The 13,296-nt window shown below is 45.6% G+C and carries 12 protein-coding genes; 8 read left to right on the top strand and 4 right to left on the bottom strand.

The features are described from left to right. The first annotated feature begins 2 nt into the window (after positions 1 to 2). Positions 3 to 2,369, top strand: a complete 2,367-nt coding sequence (gene rnr / locus LROSL1_RS09845) for a ribonuclease R (protein WP_178914459.1) — start codon at positions 3 to 5, stop codon at positions 2,367 to 2,369. 39 nt (positions 2,370 to 2,408) lie between these two features. Then, the gene (gene smpB, locus LROSL1_RS09840) at positions 2,409 to 2,879 is read left to right on the top strand and encodes an SsrA-binding protein SmpB (protein WP_017262226.1); all 471 of its coding nucleotides are present in this window, start codon (positions 2,409 to 2,411) and stop codon (positions 2,877 to 2,879) included. Positions 2,880 to 3,518: 639 nt separating this feature from the next. On the opposite strand, the gene apf is transcribed toward smpB, so the two are convergent. Together apf and LROSL1_RS09830 are read right to left on the bottom strand one after the other, a co-directional pair. Continuing rightward, complete coding sequence (apf, locus tag LROSL1_RS09835) at positions 3,519 to 4,178, bottom strand: aggregation-promoting factor (protein WP_178914458.1); 660 nt, start codon at positions 4,176 to 4,178, stop codon at positions 3,519 to 3,521. Between the two features lie 381 nt (positions 4,179 to 4,559). Beyond that, positions 4,560 to 5,114 carry an LURP-one-related/scramblase family protein gene (locus LROSL1_RS09830; protein WP_017262228.1) on the bottom strand — a complete coding sequence of 185 codons (555 nt, stop codon included), beginning with the start codon at positions 5,112 to 5,114 and terminating at the stop codon, positions 4,560 to 4,562. Between the two features lie 189 nt (positions 5,115 to 5,303). Here LROSL1_RS09830 and LROSL1_RS09825 point away from each other — a divergent pair, with 189 nt between their 5' ends. From LROSL1_RS09825 to LROSL1_RS09810, 4 genes are all read left to right on the top strand, one after another. After that, positions 5,304 to 6,008, top strand: coding sequence for a uracil-DNA glycosylase (locus LROSL1_RS09825; RefSeq protein WP_017262229.1), 705 nt, complete (start codon positions 5,304 to 5,306; stop codon positions 6,006 to 6,008). 28 nt (positions 6,009 to 6,036) lie between these two features. After that, positions 6,037 to 7,014, top strand: coding sequence for a phosphate acetyltransferase (gene pta / locus LROSL1_RS09820; RefSeq protein ID WP_017262230.1), 978 nt, complete (start codon positions 6,037 to 6,039; stop codon positions 7,012 to 7,014). A gap of 99 nt (positions 7,015 to 7,113) precedes the next feature. Next, the gene (tsaE, locus tag LROSL1_RS09815) at positions 7,114 to 7,587 is read left to right on the top strand and encodes a tRNA (adenosine(37)-N6)-threonylcarbamoyltransferase complex ATPase subunit type 1 TsaE (protein WP_017262231.1); all 474 of its coding nucleotides are present in this window, start codon (positions 7,114 to 7,116) and stop codon (positions 7,585 to 7,587) included. Further along, complete coding sequence (locus tag LROSL1_RS09810) at positions 7,580 to 8,098, top strand: GNAT family N-acetyltransferase (RefSeq protein ID WP_178914457.1); 519 nt, start codon at positions 7,580 to 7,582, stop codon at positions 8,096 to 8,098. Before tsaE ends, LROSL1_RS09810 begins: the two co-directional genes overlap by 8 nt. Before the next feature lie 168 nt (positions 8,099 to 8,266). Here the strand turns inward: LROSL1_RS09810 and LROSL1_RS09805 are convergent, their stop codons facing one another. Both LROSL1_RS09805 and LROSL1_RS09800 read right to left on the bottom strand, forming a co-directional pair. Then, complete coding sequence (locus tag LROSL1_RS09805; protein ID WP_161004214.1) at positions 8,267 to 8,800, bottom strand: 3'-5' exonuclease; 534 nt, start codon at positions 8,798 to 8,800, stop codon at positions 8,267 to 8,269. Positions 8,801 to 8,931: 131 nt separating this feature from the next. Next, entirely contained in the window at positions 8,932 to 9,693 is a 762-nt protein-coding gene (locus LROSL1_RS09800; protein ID WP_178914456.1) for an exodeoxyribonuclease III, read from the bottom strand. Between the two features lie 235 nt (positions 9,694 to 9,928). On the opposite strand from LROSL1_RS09800, the gene murB reads away from it, so the two are divergent. Next, positions 9,929 to 10,840, top strand: coding sequence for a UDP-N-acetylmuramate dehydrogenase (gene murB / locus LROSL1_RS09795; protein ID WP_017262235.1), 912 nt, complete (start codon positions 9,929 to 9,931; stop codon positions 10,838 to 10,840). Between the two features lie 211 nt (positions 10,841 to 11,051). After that, positions 11,052 to 13,199 (top strand): cation:proton antiporter, encoded by a 2,148-nt coding sequence (locus tag LROSL1_RS09790; protein WP_178914455.1) that lies wholly within the window; start codon positions 11,052 to 11,054, stop codon positions 13,197 to 13,199. Positions 13,200 to 13,296 lie beyond the last annotated feature (97 nt).

The raw sequence follows: 13,296 nt of genomic DNA, 5'->3' as shown, positions 1-13,296 counted from the left end.
TTATGACAGAAAGCAATTTACAACAACAAATTTTGACGTTTTTAAACGCCAATCAGGAGGGGTCGTTTACAGCGGCCGAAATCGGCACTGCACTTAAACAACCAGAAGCGGAGTTCACGTTGAGCGTGCAGGCACTTGCTGGGTTGGAACGTGCCGGCAAAGTGGCCGTTACGGACACAGGTAAGTGGGCCATTGTTAAAGTGGCAGCTGGGTTATCAGGAACTTTCCATGGGAACGACAAGGGGTTTGGTTTCGTCGCATATGATGACGAACAACCAGATGCTTACATCAATCCAGATCATACCAAACACGCAATGACGGGTGACATGGTTGAGATGAAGATTTTACGACCGTCTAAACCGGGGTCTGATCGGGGGCCTGAAGGTGAAGTAACAAAAGTAACTGAGCGTCACTACACACAAATCGTTGGTGAGTTTAGGTCCAAACGTGACGCCAAGTTACCTAGTGTTATTGGTGAAGTGCTCCTTAAAGACAAAAAACTCGGCAGTTATACGTTTGATGTGCTCGACGGCGGCATTCATCCAGTGGATGGAGAAGTTGTCACGGCCGATGTTACCGGTTATCCAACAGATCTCAATCCACAGTTGCTAAGTGGTGTGGCCACGAAGGTGATTGGGAACGCTGACGAACCGGGTATCGACATTCTGCAAATCGTTTACGCTCATGATGTGCCTTCCGAATTTCCGCAGGAGGTACTGGATGAAGCAAATGCCATTCCTGATACGGTGCAGGAAGCTGACAAGGCTGGTCGAGTTGACATTACCGATCAACCGTTAGTTACCATCGATAGTATTGAAAGTAAGGACTTGGATGACGCGGTCGTTGCGTGGAAGTTGCCTAATGGTAATTATCATTTGGGCGTATCCATTGCCGACGTTAGTTACTACGTGAAGGAAGGTTCTGCGCTTGATAAAGAAGCCTACAAACGTGGAACTTCTGTTTATTTGACCGACCGCGTTATTCCGATGCTGCCCAAACGTTTATCAAACGGCATTTGTTCACTGAACGAGGGTGTTGAACGTTTATCAATGACCTGTGACATGGAAATTGATGGCACTGGTAAGGTCGTTAGTCATAAGATTTATCCTAGCTTGATGAAGAGTCATGCGCGAATGACTTATAAGGGTGTTAATAAGATTTTGGAAGCCCATGATGCCAAAACCATGGAACGTTATGACAGCCTTGTTGGTATGTTTGAAACGATGGCAGAACTACACAAGATCCTGGTTAAGAAACGCCACCAACGTGGTGCAATTGACTTCGATGCTCCAGAAGCAAAGATCATTGTTGACGCTGAAGGGCATCCAACCGATATCGAGCTACGTGAACGTGGTTTGGCAGAACGGATGATTGAATCCTTTATGCTGGCTGCTAATGAAACCGTCGCTGAACATTATGACCGGATGCACGTACCGTTCTTATACCGTGTCCATGAAACGCCAGATGGTGATCGGGTAAAGAGTTTCTTTGACTTGTTGAATGTCTTTGGCATTAATGCCAAGGGTGATCCAAACAACCTGAAACCGAAGATGTTACAGTCCGTGTTAAAGGAAGTTGCTGGAACACCTGAAGAGCAGATGGTTCAGACCATGATGCTTCGTTCTATGAAACAGGCGAAATATTCAGATCAACCACTAGGACACTTTGGTCTTGGCGCTGAATACTACACGCATTTCACGTCACCAATCCGACGTTATCCAGATGACATGGTTCACCGGATGATTCGCTGGTATGCAGCAAACGGTGATAGTAATGCTGCTAAGGCAAAATACGCAGATAAGCTACCGCAGATTGCTCAAGATACCTCTGAACGCGAGCGTCGTTCAATCGATACTGAGCGAGCTACCGACGACATGAAGAAAGCCGAATACATGGCTGATCACGTTGGTGAAGACTTTGATGCCGTTGTCAGTTCCGTTTTGAAGTTTGGGATGTTTGTGGAATTACCAAACACGGTTGAAGGACTTATTCACATTTCTAACATGAAGGATGACTTTTACGATTACGATGAAAGCCATTTAGCATTGATCGGTGAACGGCATCATCACATCTTCCAAATTGGCCAGCCAATCAGGGTTCATTTGGAGAAGGTCGATAAGGATGCTGCCGCAGTGGACTTTACCATTGTGGATCCACGGACTGCGCCAACGACAGACATTCGTGTTGCCCATGATAATCATGGCAATGGTGGCCGTCGTGGAAACGGTAACCGTGGTAATCGCAACTTCCATAACAATGCCAAACGTGATGAGAAAAATGGTGGTAAAAAGTTTAACCACTATCAAAGTAATCGCAATAAGGCTGGTCGCAGTGGTAAGACCAATTTTCACGGTGACCGGAAAAAGTAAGTTTAAGACCAAAATGCTGAACGAAAGGCAGGCGTGAACATGGCCAAACGAAAACAAACTGGCAACGACGCGCTGGCAAATAATCGTAAGGCGCGTCATGAATATTCGATTCTCGACACATATGAAGCTGGTATTTCACTGACCGGTACGGAAATTAAATCCGTTCGGGCGGCTCGAATCACGATCGGTGACGGGTTTGTATCGATTAAAGATGGGGAAGCTTACCTCATGAATGTCAATATTGCCGAGTTTACGCAGGGAAATCGTTTTAACCACGATCCGTTACGTACACGAAAGCTGTTATTGCATCAAAAAGAAATTAGCAAGTTACAGTCGGCAGTATCTCAAAAAGGGATGACCATTGTGCCATTGAAGGTCTACATCAAACATGGTTTTGCGAAGGTGTTGATTGGTGTGGCACAAGGGAAGCATTCTTATGACAAAAGGGAGACACTGAAAAAACGCGATCAACAACGCGATATCGATCGCGCATTGTCGCGTCGACGATAATTACTTTTGTAGGGTCTTTACTGCCGTTTACGGTTGTCAACAGTGACACGCTCGCCGTGGGACCGGTTCAAGCCTCCTAAAATTCGGAGTTTTTCACCTCGTCGCCAAGCCTCGTGAAAAGCCGAGTCTTTGCGACCGTCCGTAACCTAAATTCGAGTAAACCGCTCGAATTAACGTTACCTACACTGCTCGGTATCACTGTTGACGCCCTTCAGCTACTGTAGAGTGTCTGGTGTATTTGGCTCGCGTCAATTGCGACTGCCGGCCGCTAGTCAAATATCGTTAGCTATAGGAGTGCAGCTGACCAGAAACATAGTTCCGTGTCGGCCACACTTGGCGGCAGGAATTTGGCCGCTTAGTGTGGCGGGATGACTTATGAGACGTGTTTTTCGGCTCATAATCAAGGATGAAAACCGCGTTTTTGGCGGGTTGAATCCGGTCCCCAGGGAACGGCGTTTCTGGTCGGCGTAACGACAGAAGAGACAGTGAATAATGAACAGAATAAGTAAGAGAAAACGATTCTGCGCTAATTGCAGGATCTTTTTTTGTGTACTTTTAGGAGTTTAAAAGAGGTCACAAAAAAAGACCCATCCGAAGATGGGTCTTAAGTCAGAGCATAATTGTTAGATTAACAGTTGATTACCAACCGCGGTATGCAGCCCAGTGGGCAGCAGCAGCTGACCATGAACCGTAACGTGAAACAGCGTAAGCTGATGCAACACGTTCTTGGTTAGCAGCAGAGTAGTCACCGTTCAACTTGTCAGCACTCAATTGGTATTTACCAATGTACTGACCGTTACGGGCGCTGTAACTACCACCAGATTCACCGGCAGCGATATAAGCCATGGCAGCTTCGTCAGATGATGAAGCTGTTGAAGTTGAGGCAGCCTGTGTGTTTTGTGTAGTTGAAGCTTGTTGAACAGGGGCAGTCTGTTGTGCAGGAGTAGCTTGCGTAGTTGTTTGGGCTACTGGAGCTTGTGTCTTAGCAACAGTTTGCGTTTGTGCAACTGGGGCAGCTTGTTGAACAGGGGCTGCAGTTTGTGTTGTCGTAGTTGTTGTAGTGTTGGAAGTGCCGTCAGGGATAATCAAGTTTTGACCAACGTAGATTAAGTCTCCCTGGTTTTGCAACTGGTTAGCGTTGATGATTGCATCAATGCTTGTGTTGTTGGCATGTGCCAATGCGGAAACAGTGTCTCCGCTCTTAACAGTAACGTTTGAGTCTGCGTTTGCGGCAACAGTTCCGGCGGCTAATAAAGCACCGGCGCTTAAAGTAGTTAACAAAATTTGTTTGATCTTCATGTAGAAATTTTCACTCCTATATTGTGTATGGCGTCGCATCTTAATTGGCGACGCGCTTGGCAACCCCTCACGAGGATTCGTGGCTGGGGTGTTGTTCTCTTCCAAACAACGATGCCTACTATACATGGTGTAAATAACAACGAAATACCGTAGACATTACAAAATCAGAGTGTTTTGTCACATAAAGATGCTTTTGAAATATTTTGTAACATGATAATGTTTATAACTCGAAAATTATTGAAGGGTTGCCGAAGTGACGGCAATGGGCCTGATTACAAACATGTAACTATTCCTTGAAACGTTGATATAACGGCATTTGTCGCACGTAAAAACGCCGTGACTCGTCAAATAACGATAATCACAGCGAATTTCTTTACTAATTTATTCCTTTTCTCGATATTCGGGTCCAAGAGTTTTTGGTTCTTGCCCCAAACGAAGAGCCTGATTATGAACGAGGCGCCGCCGCCCATTTTGTTTGGACCAACGATCCATGATTGCCGCAATTAGCAAGCAGACAGGTTCGGCGGAATGGTTAGCCACGCTGAGTTGATCATAGCCACCGTCCGCACCGTCAACTGGGCGCATGTTGGCGATAATATGGGTTCCATGGTAGATTTTGTATTTTCCAGACATGAGGTTGCCCATAACGACCCAGTTAAGACCATGAATATAAATAATCTCACGCCAAAAACCAAATGTGCGTCGGACGGAGCCAACTTCTTTACCATTAAAGTAGATGGCAAACTTTGGCATAATACCTAAAGAGAGTTGTTTTGCTTCCGCCAGAACTTCACCTGAGGCAGAAGAAGCAATTAATTGTGCCCGTGACCAGCCAAATTGACCAGTAATTAGGTAGAGTGTTTGTCGATGAACGTCTAATACAGGGCGGACACCGTTTAAAACGCCCGGGGTTTGTCTAATGTATAACTGACGCATGATTAGTCTCCATTATAAGGACGAGTGATTTAGTAAACTGTTGTCTACGTTTGATTGTAACACGGTCCACGCTCTGAACCGTGGGAAACTCGTTGTTTCTCTCGACTATCTTTTAGATTGGTGAAGACAGTTAGTTGATAATGTATTTTACGCTAGAGGTCTGCTACAATAAACGTTGAGGTGCTGGGAATGAAACCGTTTATTCATAATGACTGGTGGGATATTTTGCAGCCTGAATTTGAACAGGCTTACTACCAAGAGTTACACAATTTTTTGAAGCAGGAATACCGCACGCAAACGATTTATCCTGATATGAACCACATCTTCACGGCTTTCGAATGGACGCCGTTTCAAGATGTTAAAGTGGTTATTTTAGGACAGGATCCGTATCACGGACCGCATCAGGCATTTGGTCTGAGTTTTGCCGTGATGCCAGGTGTACAAGTGCCACCATCGCTTCAAAATATTTATAAGGAATTGCAGGATGACCTGGGGATTGCCCCAGTGAATCATGGTTTTCTAAAATCATGGGCTCAACAGGGCGTGCTGCTACTCAACTCCGTTCTGACGGTTCGGGATGGCAGGGCATTCTCTCATGCTGGAAAAGGCTGGGAGCGCCTGACCGATACGGCCATCAAACGATTGTCAGAACGTGAGACACCGGTTGTCTTCATTCTTTGGGGTCGTGCTGCTCGTGATAAGATTAAGCTGATTGATACGCATACTAACATTGTGTTGCAATCAGCACATCCGAGTCCGCTCTCTGCATATCGTGGCTTTTTTGGTTCCAAACCGTTTTCGAAAACGAATGAGGCGTTGGTTGCGATGGGGGAGAATCCCATTAATTGGCAACTACCTGCCTCAGTTTCGATGGCGGATTTAAAAAATGGGTAATTAGACTAAATTATTGGAGGAATCACGCATGGATTTATTTGATAGTTTAAAGGATAAAATTGGTGGCCAAGACAAAACCATTGTCTTTCCAGAAGGTCAGGACCCGCGAATCTTGGGTGCTGCGATTCGATTGGCCAAGGATGGCTTGGTAAAGCCAATTATTTTAGGACACGAGGCTGATATCGAAAAGACTGCAGCTGACAACAACTTGGATGCCAGCGGCGTATTATTGATTGATCCAGAAACATATCCTGAAGATAAGAAAAAGGACATGCTTGATGCTCTCGCTGACCGTCGTGCCGGCAAAAATACGCGTGAACAGTTGGCGGACTGGTTAAAAGACGTTAACTACTTCGGCACAATGCTGGTTTACATGGATCAAGCTGATGGCATGGTTTCCGGTGCCGTTCACCCAACTGGTGATACAGTTCGCCCGGCACTTCAAATTATTAAAACTAAGCCAGGTGTCAAACGAATCTCCGGTGCGTTTGTGATGCAAAAGGGTGACGAACGTTATGTCTTTGCCGATTGTGCCATTAACATTGAATTAGATGCTGCTGGCATGGCCGAAGTTGCCATTGAATCAGCCCACACGGCGAAGGTTTTTGATATTGATCCAAAGGTTGCTATGTTGAGCTTCTCAACCAAGGGCTCTGCTAAGGGCGACATGGTGACTAAGGTTCAAGAGGCTACTAAGTTGGCCAATGAACAGGCACCTGATTTGGCATTGGATGGTGAATTACAATTCGACGCTGCGTTTGTACCAACGGTTGGAGCAGCCAAAGCACCTGGCTCAAAGGTTGCTGGTCACGCGAATGTGTTTGTCTTTCCTGAACTACAATCTGGTAATATTGGCTACAAGATTGCCCAACGCTTTGGTGGCTTTGAAGCAATCGGCCCAATCTTACAAGGATTGAACAAACCAGTATCCGATCTTTCTCGTGGCTGTAACGAAGAGGATGTTTATAAAGTTGCTATCATCACTGCTGCACAATCCGTTAAGTAGTTAGATAAGGTCACAATTAATCGCGATTCCACTTGCTTTGGGATGGCGATTTTTATTCAAAGAATGACGCGTTAAGTACGTTTGAGGAGTGAATCACACATGTTTTCAATCACCACGAAGACTGACGAAGAAACACAGGCTATTGGGCGACATCTTGCAGAGCTGGTGTCTGCGGGCGATGTTATTTTACTGGATGGCGATCTTGGTGCTGGTAAGACGACCCTGACTAAGGGCTTGGCAGCCGGTTTGGGCATTCACAGGTATGTTAAAAGCCCTACGTTTACCATCATTCGTGAGTATAAAGAAGGCCGTTTGCCACTGTATCACATGGACGTATACCGACTGGAAAATGGCGGTGGTGATGATTTGGGCCTCGATGAATATTTTAACGGACAAGGTGTCAGTGTTGTTGAGTGGTCACAGTTTGTTAAGGGTGAGTTGCCGGCCGAACGGTTAACGATTCATTTGCACCGTGATGAAAGTAATATTGATCGACGCACCCTAACGTTTGACCCACAAGGTGAACACTATCAAAAAATGACTGATAAATTGGAGGCACAATACGATGAGTGAACCAACTGTAGACATTCGGCCTGTTACTGAAAATGATGCAGCAGATCTGCTAACCTTATTGGAAGATTTAAAAAAGGAATCTACCACATTCACTGCTGATCCTGCTTTGGCACATTTGTCTGTCAAAGAGGAAGCCGCTCAAATACGGGTGATGATCAGTTCACCACAAAATCATCTGATGGTAGCGGATTATGGCGGTCAGCTAATTGGTGTTGCTAGTATCATTGCTAAAAATGAAACGGTTGGCGAAATCGGAGTAGCCATCCTGAAGTCGTATTGGAATGAGGGATTGGGATCAGCCCTCATGGAAGAGATGCTTTATTGGGCAAAAACGGCTAGTTCACTGACAAACATTGTTTTAACCGTCCAGTTGGAGAATACGTATGCCAAACGGTTATATCGCAATTTAGGGTTTAAGGTCACTCATTCTGATTCTGTCGTGAATGCTGTCGGAGATGAGGTGCCTGCCCAGGAAATGACGTTAACTGTTCATCATGGGCGTCAGGCGTAGCCATATGTGTGAATGTCACTGAGAACAGGTGGCTTCACGCTTGTCAATCGATACATTGTTAGTATTAGTTATGTAAAAGCGCAAACAAAAATCGTTTCGCCACAGATTTTACATCTGATGACGAGACGATTTTTATTGTCGATGGCAGATTGCGAGAATCAAGACCGACTATTGTAATTTTACAAATGGCTTGATTGCGGATGCACCAAACTGTTGATCTTGGTAGATTAAAATGTTGGCACAAGCCAAACTGTCATCTAGCGCATTGTGATGATGTTCCAAATTAACGTGAAGCCGTTCACTGACGGTATTAAGTTTGTGGTTTGGAAATTCCGGAAAAAAGCGACGGCTTGTTTTGACCGTGTCTAAGGTCAAGTAATGAACTGGTGCTAGGTCATAATGAGCTAACGTGCTTTTTAATACGCCATTATCAAATGGGGCATTGTGAGCTACGACAAGTTGGTTATTTGTATAAAACTGATTAATGTGTGGCCAGATTTCTGGGAAGGTTGGCGCGTCCGCGACATCACTAGCGTGGATGCCATGGATCTGCGTGTTACGCCAAGAGAATTCTGTGTCGGGTTTAATCAGCGTATAAAATTCATCGACGACCTTATTTTGTCTGACGATGGTCAGTGCCAATGAGCACGCACTGTGGCGTTTGGCACTAGCAGTTTCAAAATCCATTGCGACAAAATTCACGACGCTGTGACCTCCTTAATTATTAAGTAATGTTAAACTTAAATTTATTATGTCAGTCTAAAGCCTTCACGTTTAAATGTAAAGAAATCTGTTAACAAGTTAGGTCGGGGAAACTGATTAACGAACTGAAATCAGTTCAACGCTTCCGTTTCCAGAGCAACCGGGCAGTGATCAGAGCCAAGAACCTCATTCAAAATTTTAGCATCGGTGACTTTCGCCATCAAAGGCGTTGATACAACAAAGTAGTCAATTCGCCATCCGGCGTTGTTTTTACGAGCATTAAAGCGATAACTCCACCACGAATACTGGCCGGTTAGGTCGGGATAGAAGTGCCGGAAACTATCCGTAAAGCCGGTACCCAGTAAAGCCGTGAAATTGTCACGCTCAGTGTCTGTAAAGCCAGCATGCTGATGGTTTGTCTTAGGATTCTTGAGGTCGATTTCTTCATGTGCGACGTTTAAATCGCCACAAAAAATGACGGGTTTCTTAGCTGCTAATTCATTTACGTAAGTGGAAAAGGCAGCGTCCCAGCCGTCACGATAGTCTAACCGCTTAAGCTCTTGACCAGAGTTAGGTGTGTAGCTCGTGAGCAAGTAGTACGTTTGATATTCCAACGTAATCACGCGACCTTCGTGATCGTATTCATCGACGCCAATGCCGTAGGTGACGTCTACCGGTTCATGTTTAGTAAAGATGGCCGTGCCTGAGTAACCCGGACGATCGGCATAATTCCAGTATTGATGATAGCCGGGGAGGTTGACTGTTGCTTGACCCTCGTGCATCTTGGTTTCTTGAATACAAAGAGCATCGGCATCTAAATCCATCGCCGTTTGCTCAAAGCCCTTTTTTAAAACTGCCCGTAATCCGTTAACATTCCATGATACAAATTTCATGATGCCATCCTCCAAGAATTTTGTGTGATCGGCCGTTGTTCACCGGTGTTCGCGCTATGTAGTTTAACAAGTTGATTTTACCACAGCCATAAAAATGAAGTCTTTAATAAGGAAAACAGGTTTGAACTCAAATCGTGGTAAAATAGGACGAGGTTTACGGGCACCGGCTAATTGTGGCACCGGGCCACTTTAGTGTGAAGTGAAACCCGAAACGGTTAATTAATGAAGAAAGTAAATGGGTGACATCATGCAACAGGTTGATTTAAAAACTGTTTTTGCGTCCAGCAAGGTGATGCAAAACGAACCATTGGGGAATTACACAAATACGAAAACGGGCGGTCCGGCTGACTGGCTCGCCTTTCCTGAGTCGCGTGCTGAAGTGGCCAAGTTTGTCGATTTTGCCAGACTTCATGAGATGCCATTAACGGTGATTGGCAATGCTAGCAACTTGATTGTTCGTGATGGTGGCATTCGTGGGTTGGTACTTATTCTGACCCAAATGAAGACTATTACTGTGACGGGTAACACGGTTACTGCCGATGCTGGTGCAGCGCTGATTGATGCGACTGAAGTTGCTTATCGGCATAGTCTGACTGGTTTTGAGTTTGCAGCTGGCATTCCCGGCAGTGTTGGTGGAGCAGTTTTCATGAACGCCGGCGCATATGGTGGGGAAGTCAAGGACATTGTTAGCTCAGTTGATGTGTTGACGCGTGCTGGTGAGTTCGTGACATATCCTGCTGAAGAGATGGCGTTCGGTTATCGACACAGTCTGGTTCAAACGACCGGGGATATTGTCGTTGGCGCCAGTTTTACCTTAGTGCCAGGCGAAGCAACTACAATTCGTGCAAAAATGGACGATTTAAATGCACGGCGAGCTGCCAAACAACCGCTGGAATTGCCATCCTGTGGTTCTGTGTTCAAACGTCCAGAGGGGTACTTCGCTGGCAAATTGATTACGGACAGTGAACTACGCGGCTATACATCTGGTGGTGCACAAGTTTCAACCAAGCATGCTGGCTTTATTGTGAATGTTGGTGAAGCGACGGCCACAGATTATTTAGCGGTTATTCACCATGTTCAAGAAACAGTTTTTGCTAAGTTTGGTGTGCATCTTGAAACAGAAGTCAGAATCATTGGTGACAACTAGACATTTGTTGTTGGCTGAGTGCATTGACATGCTTGTCGGCTGATTGAAATAGCCAATTAAACAAAGGTGAGGTTTCAATCTTTAAATAACATTATTTTATCTGCTGACGCAGGCCAATCTGATTGGTCATGCGTCAATTTTTTTGTATGATAGAAGTAGATGCATGTTGAGCGTGGTGCCAATACGTGGCCACAGGAAGGGAGACAACAACTTGAACATTATTGAAGCGGTGATCATTCTTGTCCTGCTAGTGCTGCTGTCAAACATACTGGGACACTACTTGGAGGCCATTCCGGTCAGCTTGATTCAAGTGACCTTGGGATTATTATGGTCCATTATCTTTCACATTACGATTCCACTCGAAACTGATTGGTTCTTACTATTATTTATTGCACCACTACTATTTAATGATGGGCGACGTTTTCCAAAAAGTGAGTTGTGGACATTACGGGGGCCAATCTTGGCAAACGCAGTCTTACTTGTGTTCTTAACCACGCTACTAGGTGGCTGGTTATTTCACTTACTCATTCCCGGCTTGCCGTTATCCGTGGGATTTGCGTTGGCCGCCATCTTGTCACCGACGGATCCTGTAGCGGTGACATCCATCGCCGAGCAGGTGAGTTTACCATCCGCAATTATTCATCTGGTCAGTGGCGAAAGTTTGATCAACGATGCTAGTGGTCTGATTGGGTTTAAATATGCACTAGCAGCGGCTGTGACCGGAACATTTTCACTTTGGTCTGCTGCTGGCGACTTTCTCTATACCAGTATCGCTGGTTTTGTGGTCGGTTTTGTCGTGATGACAGGATTACAAATGTTGCGGGAGGTGTTGAGACGCTCGGGAATCAATGATCCAGTGTTTAACACAGTGTTACAACTAGTGGGTCCGTTCGTGATTTACCTCGGCGCAGAGGCCATTCATGCTTCTGGCGTCATTGCCGTTGTCACTGCCGGCGTTTTAGCCCACGTTTCAGAAAACCGAATTGTTGAGGATTTGCCTGAGCAGCGACTTTTGATTGAGCGCACATGGGATATTGTGGTGTACGTGTTAAACGGGATTGTATTTATTATTCTTGGGGATGAGTTGCCTAGTGCAACGAAGGCAACAATTGCTGATCCAGCAACGGGAACGTGGCGTGCAATTGGCTATGTCATTGTGATTTGGCTCATTCTCTTCATCCTACGAGCTGTTTGGATTTACGTTTATGGGACATTGAGCCGTTTAAGCAAAAACTGGCGTATCGAACATAAGAACACGGAACCAGTTACGATTAAAACAGCGATTGTTTCCGGTTTGACAGGTGTCCGTGGTGCCATTACGTTAGCGGGTGTGCTGACGATTCCGGCGACCATTAGTAACGGGGATGCATTCCCGGAACGGTCATTGATTTTGTTTGTCGCTGCCGGTGTTATTGTATTGAGTTTGGTCATCGCTGCAGTGACCTTGCCATTAATCAGTCGGCGTGGTGCCATGTTGTTGACCCGAGGCAGTCAGGTTGATACGTTGGAGGAATTAACTGCGCAAGAAGAGGCTGACGATGGCGAAACGGTGCCATTAATGTCAGTAGATGAAGCAAAAACGTACCTTTCTAAAACGGCAGTTAGAGTGTTAGAGTCCTTGCGACGGCCTGAAAATCAACGGGCAGCGTATGACTTGATTCTTGATTATCAATTTATTATTCGGCGTTTGCAGATGCGAACACAGCCTTCCGAGGATGTGAAAACGATGATCGATTTTGAAGTTGATATTCGTCGAATTGCTTTGCAAGGTGAGTTGAAACGGCTACAGGAGTTACATGATGCCGGCCTAGTCAATATTTGGAATTTTCGTTACTACCGTCGCCAAATCAAGTGGCGGTTACGCAATGTTGATGCCCATCAGCGACGGGAAGCCTTACCCGCTTGGCGAACAGCCAGACGGTTGATTCGACATGGGTTGCGGCGTGTACGAATTTTAATGACCGGCAATGATATGGTCACCTTTCGCCAGCAACGACAGTTAGTTGAAACGGAGACTGCCAAGGCAGCGATTGCCCGGTTATCACGTTTCTTTAAAGTCCATAACGCCAAGAAGAACGCACAGCAACGACAAAGTGTTTATCATCTGATTGTTCATTACCGCTACCGGATTGAGCGGCGTCATCCTGTGACTAATGGCAGCGCTCGGCAGCTCCAGTATGAAACTAATTTACGAGATTTACGGGTTCGTGCGCTGGCAGCGGAACGGTCAGCGGTGACAGAATTGTTGGATGCCGGACGGATCAATGCTGTAATGGCAGCTAACCTGCGTCAATACGTTAACTATTCGGAAAATGTGTTAATGCTTGGTGAAGATTTGCAAACAGAGGTAACAAGCTAGCGGATTGGTTTGCACGATGGTAAATCTGCTATACTTAAATGAGCGATTTGAAGCGTAATGTGAAGATCGCACGCCAACATTTGGCGATTTTAGGAGG

It is taken from the genome of Furfurilactobacillus rossiae (genome assembly GCF_013394005.1).
In the GTDB taxonomy this organism is placed as follows: Bacteria; Bacillota; Bacilli; order Lactobacillales; family Lactobacillaceae; genus Furfurilactobacillus; species Furfurilactobacillus rossiae.
This window is presented reverse-complemented; position numbering and strand designations above follow the sequence as displayed.

Excerpts from the sequence above, each read along its gene's own strand:
- rnr (WP_178914459.1), top strand. The coding sequence starts at position 3 with ATGACAGAAAGCAATTTACAACAACAAATTTTGACGTTTTTAAACGCC.
- smpB (WP_017262226.1), top strand. The coding sequence starts at position 2,409 with ATGGCCAAACGAAAACAAACTGGCAACGACGCGCTGGCAAATAATCGT.
- apf (WP_178914458.1), bottom strand. The coding sequence starts at position 4,178 with ATGAAGATCAAACAAATTTTGTTAACTACTTTAAGCGCCGGTGCTTTA.
- LROSL1_RS09830 (WP_017262228.1), bottom strand. The coding sequence starts at position 5,114 with ATGCGTCAGTTATACATTAGACAAACCCCGGGCGTTTTAAACGGTGTC.
- LROSL1_RS09825 (WP_017262229.1), top strand. The coding sequence starts at position 5,304 with ATGAAACCGTTTATTCATAATGACTGGTGGGATATTTTGCAGCCTGAA.
- pta (WP_017262230.1), top strand. The coding sequence starts at position 6,037 with ATGGATTTATTTGATAGTTTAAAGGATAAAATTGGTGGCCAAGACAAA.
- tsaE (WP_017262231.1), top strand. The coding sequence starts at position 7,114 with ATGTTTTCAATCACCACGAAGACTGACGAAGAAACACAGGCTATTGGG.
- LROSL1_RS09810 (WP_178914457.1), top strand. The coding sequence starts at position 7,580 with ATGAGTGAACCAACTGTAGACATTCGGCCTGTTACTGAAAATGATGCA.
- LROSL1_RS09800 (WP_178914456.1), bottom strand. The coding sequence starts at position 9,693 with ATGAAATTTGTATCATGGAATGTTAACGGATTACGGGCAGTTTTAAAA.
- murB (WP_017262235.1), top strand. The coding sequence starts at position 9,929 with ATGGGTGACATCATGCAACAGGTTGATTTAAAAACTGTTTTTGCGTCC.